Source organism: Sporosarcina sp. USHLN248 (genome assembly GCF_037144575.1).
Classification (GTDB): Bacteria; Bacillota; Bacilli; order Bacillales_A; family Planococcaceae; genus Sporosarcina; species Sporosarcina contaminans.
Map to the genome: position 1 here is coordinate 60,044 of NZ_JBBCZC010000013.1, position 22,350 is coordinate 82,393.

Genomic DNA, 22,350 nt, shown 5'->3' on the forward strand with positions numbered 1-22,350 from the left:
TACGATGCATGCACCAAAACAAATTGTAGACGTGTGGGATCAATTCAATGACTTCCCTATGGAAAGACTGACAAAGCTCTGGTTTTATAAGCAGGGCGCAAATAAAAAGCAGCGCTATGTATCATTAATGAAAGAACATCGAGAGCAATACGGTATTGCAGGCAACTGTTTCGACTTGTCAATCTGGCTGATGCATGAACTTCATAATGCAAATATCGAAGCATACCCGATCGGCCATCACTTGGAAAGCAAAAGTGCTCATGTTGCTATAATTGCCTTGGACGAAGCGGGAAATCGGTATTTATGTGATTTAGGGGATCAATGGATATGTCCGATTTTAATCGACAAAGAGCATGAGGATTTTTCCGAAGAAAAACTGCCAAATTTTTTCCCAGCCGCAGATATTCAAGTGAAACAAGATGGACCAAATTTACAAGTGCTATACCATAGACCAAACGGAAAAACCTCAGAACAAATATATAATTTACAACCAATTGACACGAATGATTTTTTACAAGCAGCAGAATATAATCAAAATCAAATAAACCAAAAGCCTTTAGTAGAGTGCAGAGTGCCTTATGGAAGTGAAATTGCTCATTGGGAGTTTAGCAATTGGGAAAGCTTTTTCAGCTGCAATAGCGGATTAATGAAAGAGCCAACATATAATTCGGTAAACGATTGGGCGGACAAAATACATGACATGACAGGATATAATAAACAATTTGTACGGACTGCTTTAAATTTATATAAAAATATTCGATAGAAGCTAAAATGTCTACCTAAACCAATATGTGTAATGTCAAAATTTAATAAAGGATTTTTCATAAGAAATGGCGTATTTATATGGGAGTGACTATTTCCATTAAGGGAGGCAAGTATATGGCGGAGGCGTTGTTAGATCATATCCACTATTTTAGAATACCTGTAATCGACCTCCAAGCATCTATAAAATGGTACACGGATCATTTAGGATTTTCAAAGAGATTTCACACTGATGAACTATCTGTAATGGAATTGTCATCCGGGCCTTTATTAGTATTGGTAACGGCCGACAAAGAATCGCGAGGGCATTTTACGATCAATGGACAACCAGCATTTTCGATAGGGTTTACCACTTCAAATATTGCGAAACTACATGAGCAACTTTCGTTTCTTGACGTGCAAGTCGAACCAATTAAAGAAGATAATGGGCACCATTACTTTTACTTTTATGATCTTAACGGCAACAAACTGCAAGTGCATAATTAGTGGACCATTCACCCTAACGATTTTCTATCAAAATGCAAATAAACTCAGCCAGTTTAAATCACCCATCCTGATTTTTCTAGTTAAAACATAAAACGTACCAAGGAACGAATCCCTTGGTACGCTTTTTACATCCCCATAAAAGATGCTATAAAAATTAGTATGATTGCAGCTGGCGCTAAATATCGAACGATGAATCTCCACGTCTTATGCAAAGCCGGGTTCATTCGAAGCTCATCTTCTGTGTCAGCAGTTGTCAGCATATGACCGGCAAATAATGATATTAAAAGCGCTCCGATCGGCATGCCAAATCTGCTCGTTAATATATCCGCAAAATCAAAGAATGTTCCACCGGGCATTTTCATTTCTGATAATATGCCGAATGATAATGCACTCGGAATACCGACGATGAAAATAAGTAATCCGGATAGAATAGCCATTCTTTTTCTTCCCTCATAATGATTGCGTATGCCAGTAGAAACAACAATTTCCAACATGGCTATCGCGGATGTCAACGTAGCAAATAACATTAATATAAAAAATATAATTATGAAAAATGCGCCGAAAGGGATTTCATTAAAAATAGCAGGCAATACGACAAAGATTAGTCCGGGTCCTTCAGACGGCGATTGTCCTAATGCAAAAACCGCCGGAAAAATGACAATTCCCGCCAATATTGAAATGATAATATTTAAGACAGAAACATTGAAAGCGGACTGCCCTAATTTTTCTTCCTTAGATAAATAAGATGCGTATGTCATCATTGCTGTCACACCGACACTTAGTGAAAAGAATGCTTGTCCAAGAGCAAGCAGAAATGTTTTGCCTGTTAAATAAGACCAATCAGGAACAAATAGAAAACGAATCCCTTCCATCGCCCCTTCCAACGTAACAGATCTTATTGAGAGGACAATAAAGAAAATAAACAATAACGGCATCATATACCTGCTTGCCCGTTCAATTCCTCCCTTAATGCCCCCTTGGACAATCCAAACAGTTAAAATCATGAAGACCGCCTGCGCTAGTAGAACCTCAGTAGGGTTTGCGATGATTGAATTGAACATTTCTCCATAATCGGAGCGATTTAACCCAAATGTGATTGCTCTTGCTAAATAAGAGAGGATCCAACCGCCTACTACACTGTAAAACGAAAGCAATATAAATGAATTCGCCAGACCCAACCAGCCAATCCAATGCCATTTCCCTGTAGGAGATAATATTTTCAATGATGTTACTGCGTCATGCTGACCGCGGCGGCCAATTATAAATTCCGCCAATAAAATAGGCAAGCCGATAATGAACGTACATAAGATGAATAAAATTAAAAAAACACTTCCGCCGTTCATTCCTGCCATATAGGGAAACTTCCAAATGGCCCCTAAACCGATTGCGCTTCCAGCAGCAGATAAAATAAATCCGATTTTGGAAGTCCATTGTTCACGTTGCTTCATTAAATCACTCACTTTATACAAATTTCGATATTGAATTAGTATAACGTATTGCGAGTAAAAATTTCATATTTTAATTATTCTGTCATCTATTCTTGCTATAAAAAACAAACCATCAATAATTCATCTACATAATTTGGTCCTAATTTAAGCGACCGTTTCACTGTTCCGTACGTAGTAAACTCATTTTTCTCGTACATTTTTACTGCTGGCACATTGGTCGTTACAACTGTTAAATGGATTTGTTCAACTTCGTCGATTTGCCTTGCGGCTTGAATCGCCTTTTCCATCAATGCTGCCGCAATTCCAACGCCTCTATATTCAGGCTTTACATACATGGCAACAATATTCACCCGATGGGATAATTTTTTAACCTGTTCCCTCAATAACGTGACGCTTCCTACTAAACATCCATCCTGTAAAGCACCAAATGTATAAGAGTCATCCATTCCAAAACGAGTTTCATATTTGGCCGCCGATTGAGCCACTTCCTCTTCGTAACTGCTTGCAAAAGCTTCCGGGCTGTTTTGCAATGCCTCTATTCTTAATTGATAATAATCGGATGCATGCTCAGGTTTTAACCGTATGATTTTCATCGAATTCCCCCTTTTTCCAATCGTATCTTGTTATTACAACAAGTCAACATGTATTAATAGGATGTTGCCTATATTTTCATAATAAAGATTGATACAATATATAATACCTATTAAACCAATACGGATGATTAAATATGAAAAGTTCTGTATAATTGGTAGAAAGATTTACGCCGTGGAACTGAAGAAAAGGATGTGTTCGTATGTCAAAGGAGTTATTCATAACGTCTGAATTGCAAAGAGAATGGCTTGAAAAATTAAATGATGTAAAGGATCTAATTATAAAATCAGCAGAAAAAAACGATCGCAATGCTTCATTTCCAAAAGAGAATATCCAAAAACTAATTGAAATAGGCTATACAAAATTAACATTGCCGAAATCGTACGGAGGGGAAGGAATAACTGTTTCTGATATGGTTCTGCTGCAAGAAACACTTTCCTCGTACGACGGTGCTACTGCTTTGTCGATCGGTTGGCATCAAGGCGTTGTAGGTGAATTGTATGAATACAAACTTTGGGAAGAAAAGAAACTGCAGCAGTTTGCCAATGAAATTGTTAACGGCGCGCTCGTCAATCGTGCGGTCAGCGAAGCACAAACGGGCAGTCCAACACGTGGCGGGAAACCTCAAACGACTGCAGTGAAAAAAGACGGGCATTGGATCCTTAGCGGACAAAAAACCTTTACAACGATGTCCCCTGTTTTAACTCATTTCCTATCATCCGCTTGGGTTGAAGAAAAGAATGGTATAGGCTTCTTTTTAATCGATCGGAACTCCGCTGGCTTGTCTATAAAAGAAACTTGGAATATGGTTGGGATGAGAAGTACAGAAAGCCATGATCTCGTTTTGGATGCTGTAAAGGTCAGCGATGAAAACTTTGTAGAACTCAATACAGGGCCACGTGGAGATAAAGCAAATGGCTGGCTTCTCCACATTCCTGCATGTTACTTAGGCATTGCACAAGCTGCAAGAGATTATGCCGTACAATTCGCTGTAACCTATCGCCCGAACAGCATTAAAGGTCCAATTTCCGAGCTGCCAAACGTTCAAAATCATATCGGGGAAATTGATCTTGAGCTAATGAAAGCCCGGCATTTCCTATACAGCGTCGCTTCCGCTTACGATGACCCTGCACGACGCAATTTTATAAAACAAGAGTTAGGCGCAGCTAAATTAGTTGTCACAAATGCTGCGATCCGGATTGTCGATCTATCGATGCGCATTGTCGGAGCAAAAAGCTTGGAGCTGACCAACCCACTCCAACGCTATTATCGAGATGTACGAGCGGGCTTGCATAACCCGCCTATGGATGATATGGTCATTTCCAAACTATCTCAAACAGCTATACAAGAGATGTCGGAAAGGCAGGAACAATGATAAAGAGACTTGTTATAACAGGCTATAAGGCGCATGAGTTAGGGATTTTCAATAATAAGCATGAAGGGATTCCCATAATCAAAAAGGCGCTTGAAAACCGCCTTCTGCCGCTTATTGAAAGCGGCTTGGAATGGATGATCATTAGCGGGCAGCCTGGAGTTGAAACTTGGGCTGCAGAAACAGTGATCGAATTGCAGGAATCATATCCCGATCTGAAGTATGCCGTTATTACACCGTTCTTGGAACAGGAGAAAAATTGGAATGAAACCAAAAAAGATGCTTATCAATTCATTGTTTCCAATGCAGACTTTACGACTGCATTGACGAAGCGTCCATACGAGGCTCCATGGCAATTCATTGAACGAGATAAATTTCTATTGCGCAATTCAGATGCTTTACTAATTGTCTACGATGAGGAAAATGAAGGTTCGCCAAAATTCATGAAAAAAATGGCGATGAAGTTTGCAGACACGACAAATTATGAAGTGCTTACAATAACAGCGGACGACTTGCAATTGGTTGCGGAAGATTTGCAAAGACAAGATTGGGATTGAATTACAAACCAATATTTCTTCTTTGAAGTTTTTAAAACACACGAAACTCCTGCCATATTCAACGGCAGGAGTTTTTTACTTACTGATGCTTCTCCAAAAAGTCTAACATTACATTATACACTTTAATCTCATTATCTTTTTTCGAAAACCCGTGCCCTTCATCTTCCAACACTAAATATTCTACATCTCGCCCTTTCTCCTTCAGCTTGGCAACAATCTGGTCGGATTCTTCTTTTACGACCCTCGGATCTTTTGCGCCTTGGATGACTAACATCGGCTTCGTCATGCCGTCCAAATACGTCACTGGCGAATCTCTAGTGAACCTTTCCTTATCGCGTACCGGGTCACCTAACCAACGTTCCATAATCGGCTTCCAATGCGGAGGCACGGATTCAACAAACGTAAACAAATCGGATGGGCCAAAAATATCAACGACAGCTTTGAAATAGTCTGCATGACGTCCGTGCAGAAGCAATGCCATATAGCCTCCATAGCTTCCACCTACTAAAAATAGGCGATCACGGTCTGTAATGCCATTGTCGAAGAGCCATTCTATGCCGGCTATACAATCAAGCCTCGGCCCTTCTCCCCAATCTTGTTCAACTAACTTTGTGAATGCAGAGCCATAGTCTGTGCTCCCTCTAAAGTTTGGAGCAAAAATATGATAGCCTCGGTTCAACAAGCATTGGAACATCGAGCGGAACATTTTGCGTTCTGATGCTTGCGGACCGCCATGCGGCCAAAAAATCGTGTAGCCATTTGCTTGCTCAGGCTTCGCTTTGAAAAGGAGTGCCTCGATCTCCATTCCGTCAAAAGATCGGTAAACAATCACTTCTGGATCAACCATCTCCTCCGGATCAATACCTAATACACGGTTTTCCGTCAACTGCTTCCACTCCGACCCATCTTGTAAAGTGTATATATTCAAAGGTGAAGTTGCACTGCGTCCTAACAAATAGAGATTGCCGGATTTCGCAATATGAAGTTGCTCGATCACATCTGCCGGCAGAGCAATTTTACTTACCGCTCCATCTTCCATTCCGTACCGGTAAAGATTGTCTTGAACCCCTTTCGATGTAGAGAAAAACAGTTCTTTTTTCTCTTTATTCCACTTGATTGTTTGAACGCTTTCTCCTTCAACAGCAGCTACTTTTGAAAACTTTTTCGTCTCTACTTCATATTTCGCAATATACGTATGATCTTCTTCATAATCCGTTACAAAAAAGATCGTCTGTTCTTCAATAAATACAGGGTCGTAAGCTACATGCACTTTTTCATGATCCGGAGTCAAATAATGAATCTCCTCACCGGCTTTTACGAAACTGACAACATACGTATTTGCGAAAGCTCTTGTATAAACGAATCGCTCCTCTTTCTCAGACACTGCAGCTAGTTCCGTAGGAGACGTTTCTCCAATGTTGATCAATGTATCAATGTCCGTCTCCAAGTTTTTCATATGGGTATTTAAATACATCGGATTATTTGCGGAAGTTATGTAATAGACGCGTTTGCCATCATTGCTCAAATGACTAAAATAATACTTTTCACTTGTATCCCCAGTTATTAATGGTTCTGGCAAACCGCCTTCATATGGAATGGCATAAATTTGATAGTTCTCATCCCCGTCCTTATCAAAGCCCGCCAATACGTAACGATTTTCCGGATCGATTTTTATGAAATTACACGCTTCATCCTTTTGGGCAAATAAATAAGGGAAACCATTTTTTTGCAAATCAATTGCCCATAAGTTCATTTTGCCATTCAAATTAGAATTGAAAATGAGCTTTGTCTCATCTGCACTTACTGCAAAATTTGTAATGACATACGTCCTGAAATACTGTTCAACCGTCGGTGCTGCAAAATGAATCATCCCAACCCCTCCAATTTTTTCTATTTTACACATTATATCATTTAATGTTTATTTTTTGAATTTTTTTCGGACGGCTGCTAGTAGATTTAAACTTTTTCATTCAAATCTATTGTCACCTTTGCATAGAGTACGGTAGGGGGTGAGGATGTGTTAGATGAACAACAGACAACCAACCCACAAACAAATGGGATGGCTGTCACTTCCCTTGTGTTAGGAATTTTAGGGATTGTTTTAAATCTGATTTTTATTTTGCCTTATTTTTTAGGAGCTATGGCGATCATTTTTGGGTTTATTGGGACGAAAAATTCGAATGGAAAAAGCATGGCAGTAGCGGGCATTATATTAGGAGCCATTACGCTATTGCTCAAATTCCTGTTTTGGATGATCGTCATTGTGCTTGGCAGTATGTAAAAAATGTATTCAAAAAGCTGTCTGTTCGATTGTACGAGAGACAGCTTTTGCATTTTATGCCTTTTGTATTTGGCTTTCCGATAGATCACCGATGAATGGCAACTTGAACTCCTTGCCTTGGTATGCTTGATACATCATGAAAATCATGAGCGCAAATGACAATGGACTTAACAGCAGGCTTACGAAGTACCCAACGACAGGAATAAAACTAAAGACGATATTGATCAAAAAGATGGCGACAGCTGTGAATACTGCTTGGAAGGCATGAAAACGAATGAACTGACTCTTTTTTTCTATGAAGAGAAAGACGAGTCCAATGACAAAGATGTAGCAGAGCATAGCGCCAACATTTTCCGTTAATCCGACCGATGTTTGCTTTTGCTCATTGTTTTGTTCTTTCGTTGTCACTACTTGATTGGGAGTTGATTCTACCTCCTTACGAATATTGTTCCCCTGTTCTTGTTCTGCCAAATTTACTTTCCCCCTTTTTCTATTTACTATATTGCCATCCAAGTATAATCATGCATGGGGCTATTTCGTTTTTGGCAAATCTGTCTTGTCTTTGCCATGGCGGAAATAAGAAGATGTTAGCTGATAGCTTTTATCGATTTTTTCCGCAATGAAATGTGTTCGTTCAAATAGAGTTGCCCGCAAGAAGTCCATTTGTCTAAGCAGCTTATCTATTAGGCCCTCTTGTTGCTCAACCCGTTCAGCAATCGTCTCTTGCGAATTTTTGTATGCCTCCAAGGATTCAACCATTTTCTCTTGTTTTCTCATAGAAAGATCCATCTTGGACAAAAGCTCTTTTTGCTCTTCCTCAAAACGCTCCAATCGCAATGCTATTTCTGCATTCGACTCGTTCACAACATCAATTTTTGCTGATAAAGCTTCATGTAATGCCACTTTTTCCATAAGAGTCTTTTGCAATTCTTCATTCCTTTTATCCAATCGCTTCATTGTCTGTACTGCATCATCTTCGAACCGATAACGTGCCTCATTGCTTTCCATTAGTTCGGCAAAACGCATTTTCGTGCTCTCCCAACGATCGGATTGCATCCGCCTTTGCCGCGCTAATTTCTTTTCCAGCTCACTATATTGTACATTCATCAAATCAAAAGCTTTTTTCTGTTCCTCTATCGCTTCACTTAAAGTATCCGACCGATACACCGTTTGATTGATCTCTTCGATTTGTTTGTCACTTTTAAATAAATTCTCATGCTTCTTATTAATAAACAGACCCATTTACTCACTCCCTCCCTTACTTGCTATTTCTCTATCGTATGATAAACAAATAACTTCTGTACAAAAGGAACATTCCATAAGATAAAAAAAACGCTCCTCTGCGGGAGCGGTACGCGAAATATTATTTTTCGAATACTTGATGGAGAATTTTTTTCGGTTCCACATTATTCAAATTTTTATATATACTATTGGTCGGTTTGTCGCGCATCGTACGCGAAAATGAGTTTGCTAATTCAGCTTCTCCAACAACATACACTTCTTTCCATTGTCGCTCTTTCTTCATTTTATCGACGATCGAGCCCATCTCCTTATAAAAGCGTTCCAAATTCTCTTTCAAACGCTGATCCAAGTCATCTGTATGGCTTCCTCCCGTGCCTCTTTGAAATGAAGAATTAAGCCCTTTTTGCTCTCTCCAAACTTCCAGTCCGGAATCAAATGAATACTTTTTTTCATCATTAATAAAACCCATTGCAGTATCTAAAATTCGTACCTCGCCAAAACTTGGTAAAATAATACCTGCTTGAGGATACGCTTTCAGCATATACTCCATTTGTTCAACGATTGGATGATCTTCCCAATAAAAGTTTGTTTTCACTTGGACTTGCACATAATGAACAGACCATAGCTCGGGTTCTGCTGACGCAAAAATAACGACTCCTTTGTTCAAGTCGTTTTGATGGTCTTCAATTTCCTTCATAACTTTATCTTTTACTTTTTTATATGCTTGAATCTCTTGTTGATCGTCCGATGCTTGAAGATACTCATCAATCCGTTTTAATCCATTTTTCAGTTGAATTTTCCAGGCGCTCTTTTGCTGTTCTGGATCGGCTGGATTCGTGTTCAAATACACACTTAACACACAGCGGGTATTACATGAAAATTCCTTTAGCTTTTTCAATTCTTCTGCAATGGACATGTATCCCTACCTCCTCTTAATATGCTTCTTACATGCATACCCTATGTAGAAGGCAGTAAAACAGAATTTTTGGTTAAAAGAATAGAATCAATCAAGCTTTACCCGTAGCACTTGGCCGGTAATTGCATCCACTTTCACTTCATATTTCAAACCTTGATCTGTTCGGATTTCCACTTCATAAAGCAGTATGCCATCGTCAAATTCCAATTCTGATTTTACGATATGGCCAGGAACACGTTGCAGCGCAATGGAGTTAGCTTGCTCCATTGAAATTCTTCTATATCGAGGATTTTGCCAATTTCCTTCCCAATAGTTTTGATTTGGATTGTTCATTCAAACATACCTCCACATCTTTTTATACTTTCTGTTCATCATATTCATATACCTATGAAAGGTGCCCGAATTCGCATGAAAAGATGAAAAAGCGCCAAAGTAAAGCGAAGGATAATGGAAAGGAGGATTTAAATGGGAAGAGATGAACATAAAACTGGCGGCAACAATTCAAATTCGTTGCCGCAAACACCAAAGAAGCAGAAAATTAGTCCAAAAAACATGATGGAAGAAATCGCAAAAGAGTTTGCAGAGTTAAAAAAGACAAACTCCGAAAAGAAAGCCGCTAAAAATAAACAGCATCGATGGCCTTAAACGATGGAAGTGAAGCGGCGTGGATCTCTCCAGCCGCTTCACTAATCACTTTATATTTCCGATCAACGAAGACAGATTAAGACCTTCAGATTCAATAATAATTCCTCGCATTCCATACTTTGTCGCTGTTTCATGCCATTCTCCCTTCTGCCAAAATACCGCCTCTCCAGCTTCCACTCGTTCACCATCGTCCATTCCTGTTCTAACGATTCCTTCACCTTCAATAACAACAAGAACTTGAGGGACAGTCGCCTCGTGAAAACCGATCACTCCACCAATTTCCAAGTCAACAATCCCTACATGTACCGGCTGCTCTGTCATCAATATTTTGCGCATCACCATTTTCGAATCGTATTGCGTTAATGACTTTCCCTCAAGTTCTTCTAAACGAATTATTTTCAAGATCGTTCCCCTTTCGAAATGAAGTAAATCTTTTCTTCATAGCAACTCATTTTGTATTGCTTCCTCATCCAATATCCGTTGTTCTTCAATCCAAAGTGCAACAATCTTATTGAACAAAGAAGGCAAAGCTGTTGGTAAGCCATGGCCAATACGAGGGATGACAAGCTTACAGCAATTTTGATTGGCAGAAGTGATTTGGTCAGCTGACTTCTGCATGATCCCTTTTTCCTTTTCACCTACAGTTACGAGCATTTTTGTTGTACTTTCCCAAAACGAAATAGGAAGAGTGAAAGACATATTCTCTTGTAGTACTGTACATAGCGTCTCTTTTTTTATTTTCAATGTTTCCTCATAGTACTTTTCAAACCATTCCCCTTCCATATGAAGCTCTTTCGCCTGCATTCTCGCAAATGTTCTATTTTTAATTAACGGAAAAGATAGTTTGACAGTAGGAGTAATGAATGGCAGTAATGATTTTTGTGGAATGATGAGTGCACTATTAATGACTGCAGTCTCAAACAATCGTGGTTTTAGTGAGACCATTGTTAGACCGATTTGTGCACCGATTGAAAAACCGATTAAGTGGACAGGTCGATCACCTTTTATAGATTCAATCAGCTCAATTAACTCAACTGCGCTTTTCTCGATTGAAAATGCGGTTTCATCATTCCGGCTACTATGGCCAGCTAAAGTCGGGACGATGCAATGGTATTCTTTGAAATAGTCTACTTGACCGTCCCACATCCATCCGCCGACACCCCCTCCATGGATAAACAACAGAATTGGCTTATCCAACATTCCAAATTCCTCATAAATAAACAATATGTACGCCTCCCAATTCAAATACATCCTCTAACATTTCAACAAACTGTCATCAAAAACCTTTAATGATTGCAATAATCTATTTTGATCAGTAAAATAACACCGTCCAGACGGTATAGGGAAAGGAGGAAAATTCTCTATGAATCAAAAAAGTAAAAATAAAAAACAATTATTAGTAGAGGCAGCCTAACGCATTTTGCTAACACAAAGTTTGGAGTCACTAACATTGGAGGCTGTCGCCAAAGAAGCAGGGATTCGTAAAGGCGGATTGCTTTATCAATTCCCTACTAAAAAGATTTATTATAGAACATTGCTGCTTTAATTTTTAGTACAATTGATGAGAATTTTCATAGATATGCAGATCCGATTGAAAAAGGACGTTGGACGAGAGCATTTATTCGAGCCAATCAAGAAGATCTATTGAAGCATGGTGAATACAATGCCGCAACTTTGGCACAATCTGTTTTGTCGTCCGATTTACGATATGCTCTTTCAGAGAAATATAAGGACTTTGCGGCATCTCGAAAATGACGGATTGCCACCTAATAAGATATTGCTCATTCAATTGGCAGTGGACGGATTATATTACGCACAGTAATTTCAAATCGCGCCAATCGATAATAGCGCCCAGAAACAATTATTTGATGACTTACAGTCGTTATTGGAGGATTCCGAATGAATGCCTATTTATTATTAAGCATAGCCATTGTGGCAGAAGTCATCGGCAGCTCAATGCTAAAAAAAACGGAAGGCTTCAAAAAAACATTGCCTTCACTCGCAGTAATTGTCGGATACGCAATCGCCTTTTACACGTTATCCTTGTCGCTTAAAACATTGCCTTTAGGTCTAGCTTATGCAATTTGGGCTGGTGTCGGGACGGCACTGACTGCACTTGTCGGTATCGTTTACTATAAAGAGAACATCAATATTAAAAAAGCAACAGGCATATTGCTAATCATTGGTGGCGTTGTGCTGTTAAACAGTGGAATATAGGAGGTCGTCATAAATGAAAGGATATCTTTTCTTAGGCATTTCAATCATTTCAGAAGTTATTGCAACAATGTTTTTAAAACTATCAGAAGGCTTCACGATCGTACTTCCTTCAATGATTGTTGCGATAGGATATGGATGCGCCTTCTTCTTTCTCGGTAAAACTTTGGCACACTTGCCCCTTAGTTTAGCGTACGCAATATGGTCAGGTGTAGGAACTGCCTTGACTGCTATAATAGGCGTGCTGCTATTCGAGGACCCGATTAGCATAGGTGTCATATTAGGGATCATTCTCATTATCGGAGGCGTCGCTTTACTTAATGCCCCTGCGAACAAAATGACGAAAAAGACGATATGAACTTTTCATATCGTCCCAGACTGTAGACAAAGTATCTTTTTACTTTGTCTACAGTCCTTTTGAGGTTTGTAGTCATGAGATAGGTGTTTGCCCAGCTTGGCTTGAAAACGCTTGTCACGTGGAAGGCAGTCTAACTGCGCGACGTCCTGTCGCAACGACTGCATGACCTGCATCGTGCAAGCCCGCGCGAAGTCGAGCGAAGACCCGAATAGAACTTAGGTTCATGAGGGGACAAGCGAGACGAGCAACGCAGTATGCGAGCGTTTGTCAACAAGCTGAGACGATATGAACTTTTCATATCGTCCTTAACTTATGTGAAATACAATTCATCCCTAAATACTTAACAGCTTTTCATAATACTTTGCTGAAAAATGCTTTCGTTCTTTCGTGTTTAGGATGAGTGAAAATTTCTTCCGGCTTTCCTTCTTCTACTAAAAGCCCTCCATCCAAAAATAACACCCGATCTCCCATTTCTTTTGCAAAACCCATCTCATGTGTAACGACAACCATTGTCATGCCTTCATAGGCAAGTTGTTTCATAACATCCAAAACCTCTTTTACCATCTCGGGATCAAGCGCCGATGTCGGTTCATCGAATAACATAATTTTAGGTTTCATGGCAAGCGCCCTTGCAATCGCAACCCGTTGCATTTGTCCTCCTGAGAGCTGTTCGGGATAGGCATTCGCCTTTTCGGAAAGCCCCACCTTTTCAAGAAGTTGCCGTGCCAATTCCTCTGCGTCTCGTTGGGCCATTTTCCGAATTTTGATCGGTGAAATCGTAATATTATCGATTACCCGCATATGAGGAAACAAGTTGAATTGTTGGAAGACCATCCCGACTTCTCTCCGGATACCGTTTATATCCGTTTTTGGGTCATTGATTTTTACACCATCTATATATACTTCGCCCGCAGTAATTTCTTCAAGAAGGTTCAAACATCTTAAAAATGTGCTCTTTCCCGACCCACTCGGGCCAATCACACATATGACTTCCTTCTCTTTAATGTCATAATCAATGCCCTTCAGAACATCCAATTGCCCAAACGATTTACGCAAATTTCTTATTTTTATCATCGCAATCCGCCCCCTGGTTCTGAACGTCTCATTGTAAAAATAGATCTTCTTGAAGAAGGGACGTAACTATTGCTAAACCTGTTCTCGATATAATTGATGAGTTTCCCGCATGCAAATGTCAATATTAGGTACAGAGCAGCAACAGTTAAATAGGGTTCCCAAAATCTTTGATAGACACCTGCCACCACCTTGCCTGCATACAGAATATCACTTGCCGCTATGACCATTAGAAGCGAAGAATCCTTTAACAATGCTATCAATTCATTGCCTAAAGGCGGAATCATCCTTCTGAACGCTTGTGGTAATATAACCAACTTCATGGCAGTGTTATGTGGCATTCCAAGCGACCGGGCAGCTTCCATCTGCCCCTTATCAATTGATTGAATTCCAGCACGAAAAATTTCCGCGTTGTAAGCAGCACTGTTTAACGTAAGTGCTAATACCCCAGAAACAAAATAACCTAAGGAGTGACCAAAAAGACTAGGAATCAGTGCTGTGTGGATTAATAGAATTTGTACCAACAATGGAGTTCCACGAAAAAAATCGACATAGTACTTTGCTGGATAGTAAAACCATTTACTTTTAGATAACTTCCCTAACCCGACGATCAATCCCAAAATGAAGCCTCCAACATAACCCGCAGCTGTCAATCCGAGAGTGACCCAAATCCCCCGAATGAATAACTCTCGGTAACTCCAAATACTTTCCAGCATTTCAAATCTTATACCTAAAAACTCCATGATCATCACCTCCTTGATATCTATGGCTGTTGCTTATCATTCAACAATCATTCCATATCAAAGCCCGTGATTTCCTTCAACTTTCCATTTTCCTTAATTTTTTTGATTCCTTCATTTAATAAATCCAGTACTTCCTTGTTTCCTTTTTTCACCATCAAACCGTAATATTCTTTTTCAAAGCTGTCATCTTCCACCGTCTTCAAATCCACGTCGGGATTATTTTTCTGGTAATCAAGGATAACCGCATTATCTCCAACAGAAGCATCAGCATTCCCATTAATCATTTCACTGATGGCAAGAGGCATTGTTTCTGCTGCAACAATTTTTGAACTTGTCTTTCCTAATAAATCCGCAACAACATGATGCCCTGTAGTGTTTATTTGGACAGAAACACGCTTATCCGCTAAATCATCGAACAATTCAACATCTGAATCTTCTGGGACAAGAATCAACTGATTGGCTATGAAATATGGTTCAGTGAAGTCAAAAGACTGTTTCCGTTCTTTCGTAATCGTAATAGAAGATACTGCAAAATCGACTTCCCCATTATCAAGCGCCGGGAATAACGGCTCCCATCCGTAATTCTTATATTCTACTTCAAAGCCGGCAGCTTCCGCGATAGCATTCACAATATCAATATCAATCCCTACAATATTTCCTTTTTCATCCATGTATTCCATCGGAGGGTACGTAGCATCCGTACCGACAATCAGTTTCTTTTTGCCATCTGCATCGACATCCAAACTGCTGCCGCTCGATGAACCACCTGTTCCACAGCCTACTAAAATGATTGTTAAACAAACAAATGCAATGCTTAACCACAATTTCCTACCCATTCTATCCATCCAATCTCCCCCTTCATTTCAACTACATCGTCGATTAATAGAATTATAAATGATAGCGCTTTCATTATCAACTGAACATTCTAAATAAGTAGATATAATGAACTTTTTCGAAATAATCCACAAAAAAACACCCATACCTTCGTTCAAGGCATGGGTTCGTTAATACATTTATAATTCTAAAATCCATCTTACTAAAGTTCTGAAAGGATAAAGAATAAGCCGGAATAGAAAAAACAAAATATCTGGAATGAAAAAAAGCGCATCCAAAATGAAATCAAAAAACGTATACCGTTCGTTTCTCGACTCCTTCTTCTTTTTCCTTCGCATCTTCATCCAATGATCCCCCTAAAAAATTGGCAATGTAACTGCAACCATCAACAAAAACAAAATAGCGATATAATTTACCGAGTAAAAGAACATCATTGTTGCCCAACGGTAATCATCTTTTGTAAAAAAACCACCAATGGACATCGCTACATATCCTATGTTCAACAGAGTAGCCAATATGACAAATGCCATTCCAAGCGACCCTAAGTAAAATGGCAAAGGCAATAGACAGGCGACATAAACGAACATTTGCCGTTTCGTCATCCGAATGCCACGGACAACAGGCAACATCGCAACATCTGCAGCTTTGTATTCGTCATACTTTCGAATCGCAATTGCAAATGTATGAGGCATTTGCCATATGAATAATATGAGGAACAATACTACGGGTACTATATGATAAGCTGGCGCGATCGCTGCCCAGCCGATTAATGGTGTAACGGCACCTGAAATACTGCCGATCACTGTATTAAGTGTATACTTACGCTTTGTCCACATCGTATACATAATGACATACGTAAACCATCCGATAAAGCCATAAACCGCGGCCTCAATCGTCGTAAAAAACAGCATGACCATACCAATTACAGAAAGTACAATACCGATTGTCAAAACCGTTTTCAATGAAAAATGACCTGTAACGGTCGGACGTTTTTGTGTTCTTTTCATTACTGTATCAATGTCGACGTCGTACCAGTTATTCAGAACTAAAGCACCACCCATTAAAACAGTGCTACCGATAATTGTTAACCAAAATAACTGGCTATTCGCTAATAATGATCCATCCGTAAAATAGAGGGCAAGCCAAAAACCGACAAAAACAGGCAAAGCATTCGCTATGAGTACCGGGCCTTTGAAAAGTGATTTCAAGTCCGCGATGAAAGATCCTGCCTCTTTTTTATCGATCCTCGCTTGCTCTTCCCTATATGAAATTTCCATTTCTTTCGTCATTGTTAACTCTCCTTGTTGGCTCTTTCAATCAATCCTTTCCTATATCATATCATTTCACCTACTGTAAAATAAACGATTGGTGTTTTAAATTTGGAAATTCAATTGTCAAAATAACGATTCGTCACAATTTATTCAAAATCAAATGATCAATAAAAACTTACGATAAAAAATTATGCCGCGAAAATGCCAATCATTAGAAATAAGAAAAATAGTAACATGTAAATCGTAAAGACGAGTGCAATCGCTCCTGCAGATACAATTAAATAGGCTTTTGAAAATGTATTCCTTGGGTCTTGCTTATCAGTTGCCCAAATGATGAGCATAACGATATTGACGATCGGCAAAAATAATAGAACGATCGTCAGTATCCAGTCTTTCAACGTCATAGACTGTTCTGTTTTCATATGTATCCCCCTTTCCATGCAGTGCATTCCGGTAATGTACTATACGGATAGCTGTTCATGAAGTTTCACCTAATTACGAGCCTTGCCGTCCGTCATGTATATCGACCTCATCCTCAGGTTATGTTAAACATAGTCGTTTGGAAAGGATGATTACAGATGCGTAAATCCCTATTTTTTTTATTCATAATTGCTTTATTTTTATTAACTGCATGCAGCAGTAAAAATATACTTCCTGAAGAAAAAGCAAATGAAGTTGTAGATACATATGGCATTACAATGATTACTGTAACAATAGATACAAAAGAGCAAAAGGAAGCGCTGAATGTTAGCTTCTCAGAGAAAAAGGAGCGTTCAGAAGCTGAATATGTCAATAAAATTGATAATGTCTATTTACATGGTGAACAAGCGGTCAATAAACTCATGGAAGTTTTCAGCAACCATGAAATGAATCCTGATATGGATGAAACGGAACTGATTAAGAGAATATCAGAAGCATTTGAAATTCATGATTTTAAAATGATCCGTTTGCAAATCACATTTAAAGGATACGACAGTAAGGAAATAATGATGACAAAATAACTGTTAGATTATTGGTGTAGGAACTGTCGGTAGCCTTTCATAATTTAAAGAACAATCAATTATCCAAAGTATGGAATGCATAATTTTCCAAAAGTAAAATCCCCCGCGATTTTTAGTCGCGAGGGATTTTACTTTTGAAAGCAATTAGTTTAAAGCTTTTATTTCAGTAAATTTTAATGGATTTTTCACCGTGTCAACAACGTTTTTATCTTTTGCCATTTTCACGTAAATACCTTCATTAAATTGATCCTGAGTGAATGTTTGTCCCTCAGCCAATTGAATGACAGCTGTTTTAGCAGCCGGGTCAACTTTTGCTACAGTTGTCCCTGCAATCGGAGTTTTTGAATCTCCAACGAATAATTCAAATGCACCTGCATCAACTGTTACAGCTTCGCTGAACGTCAATGTCACTTCGCTATTTTTCGTAATTACCGCACTTATTACAGTAGGTGCCACATTTTCTTTCAAATTCACTTTGCCAGTGAATTTATCCATCAGAACTGCGGAACCAGCTGCTTTAACATTTTCAACAACGACATTGCGTGGGCCAGAGAAATGATTAGTTCCTTCACTCAACTTCAATTCAACGACATTTAGTTGATCTGCTTTTACAGTCGCTTTTTCAATCACTGCAGAATCAATATTGTAGTTTGCCAGATTTGTAGCAGAAGCTGCATCTACATTTTTATCGAACGTAATCATAACAATATTATTATCTTCAGCTGATTGTACAATTTCATCGACTGCTATTTTAGCGTCTGTAGGCAATGTAGTATCAACTGTACGAATGAAGCTTACATTTTTCATTCCAGTAATCGCTACGCCTGATTGGCTTGTGATCGAACCGAATGATAGGTTAACAGAATATACAGCGTCCTTGACATCATCATTTTGACCGATCAAATCACTTAATGTAACACGTACTATATTTTTTGTTTGAGCATTTTTATATTCGGCTTTAACCGCTTTTCCGTTTAATGAATGAGTAATGTTTTTGGATACATAAGTTCCTGTAGCTTGCACTGTAGAATTTTCATCCAAAACAACATTTTTATCAAACGTAATATCCAAATACTCTTTGCCGTTATCAACCGTTACAGCAGTCGATACCGCTTTCGGTGCAACTGTATCTTCAGTAAAAGTAACAACTTTTGTCACTTTTTCACCTGCTTGACCACTTAGATCTTTGTAATTGCTAACAACAACGTTTTGAACGCCTCTCAGGTTTTTATTCACAGTCACTTTATATTCACGATCAGATACTTTCTCTACTGAATCAACAGTATATCCGCCAGAAACTTCAACATTTGCTGCCTTAAGTGCGTCAAGATCTTTTGTGAATTGAATGTTAAATGTTTTTACTCCTGTTTGTGCAATAGAAGAAACTGTTGGTTTAATGCCATCTAATTGCTGTTTTACAATTTGCACAGTAGTTGGGTTTGGTGAAAGTAAGTTCCCTGCCATATCTTCCAAGCCGATGAAAGTTACGTTAATTGTTTTGTTGAATTCTACTTTTGAATTTCCCAAGTCAACGATTACAGAAGTTGCACCTTGTTCAACTTTGACAGATGCCCCTTTAACCTCTTGGCCATCCGTATAAGAAAGTTGAGCAGTATGGGCTTTTACGGGCTCAGAGAAGTTAATTCTCACTTTTGTTGCAGAAATTTGTTCCGTATTCGTTATTGTAGGAGCAGTTGTATCTGCTGCAAAGCTGACGATTTCGTCATATTTTTCTATTGATTCGCCTTTTGCTGTTTTCGCATTTTGAACAACGACTTTATAGCGTTTAGAAACGGCTTTATCTACAGTTAAAAGTAAGCTTTTACCTTCATCCTCTAATTGTGCATTGGTTATTTTAAGAGCACCTTGTCCATCGATTGCACTTATTGCAACGCGATCAGCTTTCAATGTACCGTTATCTTCAAATAACGATGCAGGATCTACATCATAATTGAAAGAGACTTTCACCTGTGTCGCACTAACCGCAGCAACTTTTTCAACTGCTGGTGTAGCAGGTTCAGCTACAATAATCGTAAGTATTAAATTCTCAGCTTTGTTATTTGCCTGATCAACAGCGCTGTATGTTACTGTATAAGTTCCCGGAACTTTTGTATCGATTGCGTTCACTTTTTCGCCTGCTGCGTTTGTAATAACGGATGTAACTTCAACTTTTTCGTCTTTATTATCTGTTGCAGTAACGACTGGAAGAGTGAAGTTTGCATCATATTCAACTTCGATCGTTTTGTCTCCGTTATATACTAGTTTAGGTGCTTCTGTATCCACCTCATCTTCTACTTTCAACGTGGAAGTTTTATAGAGGAATGAAGCGAACTGACCGCGTGTTGTTGAATTTTTAGGATTGAATTGCGGTGCCTTTGGATTTGTAATGTCGAAGTAATCCAATACATCGATGTACGGTCTTGCTTCAGCTTTCGCTTTAGCCAAGTCAATAACATCTTTGTCAAATTCTTTGCTTTTCACAGTTGTTACAAGATCTGTTTTGTTAATAGAATCATAGGCACGTACTAAAACGATAGCCATGTTTTCACGTGTGATTTCATTTCCTGCACCTAATGTGCCGTCTTCATAGCCTTTGAATACACCATTATCTTTTACGATCGCAGAGTATTTTAATAGTTCATCATTTGTTTTAGATGTATGATCTTTAAATCTAGGTTTCGTCTTGTAATCTGTCGGTACTTCATAGCCTAAAGAAACAAGCCATTTCCCCATCATTTTCACAACATCAGAGCGTGATAGTGTTTTGTCCGGTTTGAACGTTCCATCGGCATAGCCGGTAATAATTCCTGCTTCTGTTAACGCACCAATTGCAGGTGCATGTGTATTATTATCCGCCACGTCAGAAAAACTTGCTGCACTTGCAACAGTTGGTGCTACAGCAGATGCAATTAATGCCGCAGAAGCTGCTCCTGCTATGAAATTACGATACTTTGCTGGTTGATTGACCATTAATAAACTTCCTCCTCTGAGATGTATAGAATTTGAGAGTAATTGCTTCCCATAAACTAATACCCTCGTTTAACAGTATTAATCTATTTTCCTAAAAATGATAGATGTAATTATTGGTTATGTTGCCAGACTACAATTCTACTGATCTCATTTACTGAAGGAGAAACGCCACTTTAGTCTTCTTTCTTTCTGTTTCCTCTTTTCAAAAACATTTGATAGATCGGCTTCAACGTTTTTGGCGATAAATCAATATTCTTTTCATGCGCATATTTGATAGCATGTCCAAGTGCAATCGTCATCGCGCCTGCTACACTCGCGCCAGCAACCATCCCTGCTCCTGGCACAACTTTTACGATTTGCCTAAAAACAGTCTTCCCAATGTTTCCAACGATCGTGGCGATTATGAGCTCTTTTGCACGATCTTTTGTGATCGGTTTACCGTACAGAGTGGATAATTTCAGCATAAGGCTCACTTGCAAAGCGGTGAGCGGCACAAAATCAGACCCCGGTATCGGGACTGCGCCAATTGTCGCAGCAGAAGCGCCGGCGCCAAGGATCCATCTATCTGCGATGGCGCTTTTGTTTGCCATATTTGCGGCCATTAGTATGTCTTTTTTTTTCAGTTCCAATATGTCCAATATTTCCCTTTGAAGCATTCCCATATTTTCGCCTGTTCGTGATGAAATCGGAGCGACAGGGAAATCGTAGTTCGTATGATCTTGTATATATTTCACCAAATGCGGAATATCGTCCGCCGCATCGATTTTATTTAAGACAATGATGATATCTTTATTCACTTTCGCTATTTTCTTCAATGACATCAGTTCGGTTTCCGATAAAACTGTCCCGGCTGCATTCAAGAAGAATAAAATGACATCTGCATGCTTATAAAATTTCATCGTTTCCGCAGAATGTTCATTATACACATCGTCTAATCCAGGCGTATCTACAAAGATGATGTTTTCCTTATAAACAAATTTATTGATTGCTTGTGTCTCACCAGGCTTTGCACCAACTTGTGCAACATCCGCGCCCATTAGCCGGTTAATTGTCGACGATTTGCCGGCGTTCACATCCCCAATCATCGCAACTAATATTTCACGGCTAAGCTGCTCATTAATTTCAGCAGACTTTTCATCAAAAATTTGATCGAATTCCTCGTCAGACATCCATTGTTGATTCATCCTGTTCACCCTCTTTCAGATCTTACTATACATACGAATAAATCTTATAAAAGATTCAATCTCCCTTATTCATACCCGTATTTCGAATGAAATATGTTTTTGTCATTACCAAACAAGTTTTTCACTATTTATTACGTTTGTGCCATTAGCGTAAGCGACTATTCGTACTAAACAGTTCGATTACTGTTATTTGGATATCCTGAAGTAATGTCGTGTGTCAGCAGCCTGGTCATTCCCTCAACTATCCGACCAACTTTTATAAAACATAATTGCCCAATGTTAGTTTTGCAACAAAAAAAGGGGCTGTCCAATAAGTCCCTAAAATAGAACAGGTGGCGAAAAACGAATCGTTTTTCGCCACCTGTTCTTGTATTTTTCTCATTCAATACTGAAAGTAGCTCGCG

At 39.0% G+C, this 22,350-nt stretch carries 26 protein-coding genes and 1 pseudogene; 10 read left to right on the plus strand and 17 right to left on the minus strand.

Going from position 1 to position 22,350, the window contains the following annotated elements; translation table 11 throughout:
• Positions 1–4 precede the first annotated feature (4 nt).
• Both WFH04_RS07270 and WFH04_RS07275 read left to right on the plus strand, forming a co-directional pair.
• Positions 5–763: a hypothetical protein gene (locus WFH04_RS07270; protein WP_336823400.1), complete on the plus strand. Its 759-nt coding sequence runs from the start codon at positions 5–7 to the stop codon at positions 761–763.
• A 116-nt stretch (positions 764–879) separates the two neighbouring features.
• The gene (locus WFH04_RS07275; RefSeq protein WP_336823401.1) at positions 880–1,248 is read left to right on the plus strand and encodes a VOC family protein; all 369 of its coding nucleotides are present in this window, start codon (positions 880–882) and stop codon (positions 1,246–1,248) included.
• A gap of 125 nt (positions 1,249–1,373) precedes the next feature.
• Here the strand turns inward: WFH04_RS07275 and WFH04_RS07280 are convergent, their stop codons facing one another.
• Both WFH04_RS07280 and WFH04_RS07285 read right to left on the minus strand, forming a co-directional pair.
• On the minus strand, positions 1,374–2,696 hold the full coding sequence (locus WFH04_RS07280) for a sodium-dependent transporter (RefSeq protein WP_336823402.1): 1,323 nt from the start codon (positions 2,694–2,696) through the stop codon (positions 1,374–1,376).
• A 95-nt stretch (positions 2,697–2,791) separates the two neighbouring features.
• Positions 2,792–3,289 (minus strand): GNAT family N-acetyltransferase, encoded by a 498-nt coding sequence (locus WFH04_RS07285; protein WP_336823403.1) that lies wholly within the window; start codon positions 3,287–3,289, stop codon positions 2,792–2,794.
• A gap of 200 nt (positions 3,290–3,489) precedes the next feature.
• Here WFH04_RS07285 and WFH04_RS07290 point away from each other — a divergent pair, with 200 nt between their 5' ends.
• The gene (locus WFH04_RS07290) at positions 3,490–4,662 is read left to right on the plus strand and encodes an acyl-CoA dehydrogenase family protein (RefSeq protein ID WP_336823404.1); all 1,173 of its coding nucleotides are present in this window, start codon (positions 3,490–3,492) and stop codon (positions 4,660–4,662) included.
• Entirely contained in the window at positions 4,659–5,216 is a 558-nt protein-coding gene (locus WFH04_RS07295) for an SLOG family protein (protein WP_336823405.1), read from the plus strand. Before WFH04_RS07290 ends, WFH04_RS07295 begins: the two co-directional genes overlap by 4 nt.
• A gap of 79 nt (positions 5,217–5,295) precedes the next feature.
• Here WFH04_RS07295 and WFH04_RS07300 read toward each other — a convergent pair whose 3' ends face one another.
• Positions 5,296–7,086, minus strand: a complete 1,791-nt coding sequence (locus tag WFH04_RS07300) for a S9 family peptidase (protein ID WP_336823406.1) — start codon at positions 7,084–7,086, stop codon at positions 5,296–5,298.
• A 147-nt stretch (positions 7,087–7,233) separates the two neighbouring features.
• Between WFH04_RS07300 and WFH04_RS07305 the strand changes: the two genes are divergently transcribed.
• A complete protein-coding gene (locus WFH04_RS07305) occupies positions 7,234–7,497 on the plus strand; it encodes a DUF4190 domain-containing protein (RefSeq protein ID WP_336823407.1) in 264 nt (87 codons plus the stop codon).
• 54 nt (positions 7,498–7,551) lie between these two features.
• Here WFH04_RS07305 and WFH04_RS07310 read toward each other — a convergent pair whose 3' ends face one another.
• The 4 genes from WFH04_RS07310 to WFH04_RS07325 all read right to left on the minus strand — a co-directional run bounded on the left by WFH04_RS07310 (position 7,552) and on the right by WFH04_RS07325 (position 9,988).
• Positions 7,552–7,968: a DUF4870 domain-containing protein gene (locus tag WFH04_RS07310; protein ID WP_336823408.1), complete on the minus strand. Its 417-nt coding sequence runs from the start codon at positions 7,966–7,968 to the stop codon at positions 7,552–7,554.
• 60 nt (positions 7,969–8,028) lie between these two features.
• A complete protein-coding gene (locus tag WFH04_RS07315) occupies positions 8,029–8,739 on the minus strand; it encodes a hypothetical protein (RefSeq protein ID WP_336823409.1) in 711 nt (236 codons plus the stop codon).
• A gap of 121 nt (positions 8,740–8,860) precedes the next feature.
• Positions 8,861–9,655: a VLRF1 family aeRF1-type release factor gene (locus WFH04_RS07320; RefSeq protein WP_336823410.1), complete on the minus strand. Its 795-nt coding sequence runs from the start codon at positions 9,653–9,655 to the stop codon at positions 8,861–8,863.
• An 87-nt stretch (positions 9,656–9,742) separates the two neighbouring features.
• Complete coding sequence (locus tag WFH04_RS07325; protein WP_336823411.1) at positions 9,743–9,988, minus strand: PepSY domain-containing protein; 246 nt, start codon at positions 9,986–9,988, stop codon at positions 9,743–9,745.
• 132 nt (positions 9,989–10,120) lie between these two features.
• Between WFH04_RS07325 and WFH04_RS07330 the strand changes: the two genes are divergently transcribed.
• Positions 10,121–10,300: a hypothetical protein gene (locus tag WFH04_RS07330; RefSeq protein ID WP_336823412.1), complete on the plus strand. Its 180-nt coding sequence runs from the start codon at positions 10,121–10,123 to the stop codon at positions 10,298–10,300.
• 45 nt (positions 10,301–10,345) lie between these two features.
• Here WFH04_RS07330 and WFH04_RS07335 read toward each other — a convergent pair whose 3' ends face one another.
• Together WFH04_RS07335 and WFH04_RS07340 are read right to left on the minus strand one after the other, a co-directional pair.
• Entirely contained in the window at positions 10,346–10,702 is a 357-nt protein-coding gene (locus WFH04_RS07335) for a cupin domain-containing protein (protein ID WP_336823413.1), read from the minus strand.
• A gap of 36 nt (positions 10,703–10,738) precedes the next feature.
• Positions 10,739–11,524: an alpha/beta fold hydrolase gene (locus WFH04_RS07340; RefSeq protein ID WP_336823414.1), complete on the minus strand. Its 786-nt coding sequence runs from the start codon at positions 11,522–11,524 to the stop codon at positions 10,739–10,741.
• 217 nt (positions 11,525–11,741) lie between these two features.
• Here WFH04_RS07340 and WFH04_RS07345 point away from each other — a divergent pair.
• The 3 genes and pseudogenes from WFH04_RS07345 to WFH04_RS07355 form a co-directional block, all read left to right on the plus strand.
• A pseudogene (locus WFH04_RS07345) lies at positions 11,742–11,817 on the plus strand (TetR family transcriptional regulator); the annotation flags it as partial.
• A 382-nt stretch (positions 11,818–12,199) separates the two neighbouring features.
• Complete coding sequence (locus tag WFH04_RS07350; protein ID WP_336823415.1) at positions 12,200–12,517, plus strand: DMT family transporter; 318 nt, start codon at positions 12,200–12,202, stop codon at positions 12,515–12,517.
• A 13-nt stretch (positions 12,518–12,530) separates the two neighbouring features.
• Positions 12,531–12,872, plus strand: coding sequence for a DMT family transporter (locus tag WFH04_RS07355; RefSeq protein ID WP_336823416.1), 342 nt, complete (start codon positions 12,531–12,533; stop codon positions 12,870–12,872).
• A 351-nt stretch (positions 12,873–13,223) separates the two neighbouring features.
• Here WFH04_RS07355 and WFH04_RS07360 read toward each other — a convergent pair whose 3' ends face one another.
• From WFH04_RS07360 to WFH04_RS07385, 6 genes are all read right to left on the minus strand, one after another.
• On the minus strand, positions 13,224–13,946 hold the full coding sequence (locus WFH04_RS07360; RefSeq protein ID WP_336823417.1) for an amino acid ABC transporter ATP-binding protein: 723 nt from the start codon (positions 13,944–13,946) through the stop codon (positions 13,224–13,226).
• Positions 13,943–14,686: an amino acid ABC transporter permease gene (locus WFH04_RS07365; RefSeq protein ID WP_336823418.1), complete on the minus strand. Its 744-nt coding sequence runs from the start codon at positions 14,684–14,686 to the stop codon at positions 13,943–13,945. Before WFH04_RS07365 ends, WFH04_RS07360 begins: the two co-directional genes overlap by 4 nt.
• A gap of 47 nt (positions 14,687–14,733) precedes the next feature.
• Positions 14,734–15,531 (minus strand): basic amino acid ABC transporter substrate-binding protein, encoded by a 798-nt coding sequence (locus WFH04_RS07370; protein WP_336823419.1) that lies wholly within the window; start codon positions 15,529–15,531, stop codon positions 14,734–14,736.
• A 168-nt stretch (positions 15,532–15,699) separates the two neighbouring features.
• Complete coding sequence (locus tag WFH04_RS07375; protein WP_336823420.1) at positions 15,700–15,864, minus strand: hypothetical protein; 165 nt, start codon at positions 15,862–15,864, stop codon at positions 15,700–15,702.
• Between the two features lie 12 nt (positions 15,865–15,876).
• Positions 15,877–16,809: a heme o synthase gene (gene cyoE / locus WFH04_RS07380; protein ID WP_336823421.1), complete on the minus strand. Its 933-nt coding sequence runs from the start codon at positions 16,807–16,809 to the stop codon at positions 15,877–15,879.
• Positions 16,810–16,979: 170 nt separating this feature from the next.
• Positions 16,980–17,213: a hypothetical protein gene (locus WFH04_RS07385; protein WP_336823422.1), complete on the minus strand. Its 234-nt coding sequence runs from the start codon at positions 17,211–17,213 to the stop codon at positions 16,980–16,982.
• 156 nt (positions 17,214–17,369) lie between these two features.
• On the opposite strand from WFH04_RS07385, the gene WFH04_RS07390 reads away from it, so the two are divergent.
• Positions 17,370–17,792 (plus strand): YusW family protein, encoded by a 423-nt coding sequence (locus WFH04_RS07390; protein ID WP_336823423.1) that lies wholly within the window; start codon positions 17,370–17,372, stop codon positions 17,790–17,792.
• A 144-nt stretch (positions 17,793–17,936) separates the two neighbouring features.
• Here the strand turns inward: WFH04_RS07390 and WFH04_RS07395 are convergent, their stop codons facing one another.
• Complete coding sequence (locus WFH04_RS07395) at positions 17,937–20,762, minus strand: S-layer homology domain-containing protein (RefSeq protein WP_336823424.1); 2,826 nt, start codon at positions 20,760–20,762, stop codon at positions 17,937–17,939.
• A gap of 173 nt (positions 20,763–20,935) precedes the next feature.
• The gene (locus WFH04_RS07400; RefSeq protein ID WP_336823425.1) at positions 20,936–21,946 is read right to left on the minus strand and encodes a GTPase; all 1,011 of its coding nucleotides are present in this window, start codon (positions 21,944–21,946) and stop codon (positions 20,936–20,938) included.
• Between the last annotated feature and the right edge of the window lie 404 nt (positions 21,947–22,350).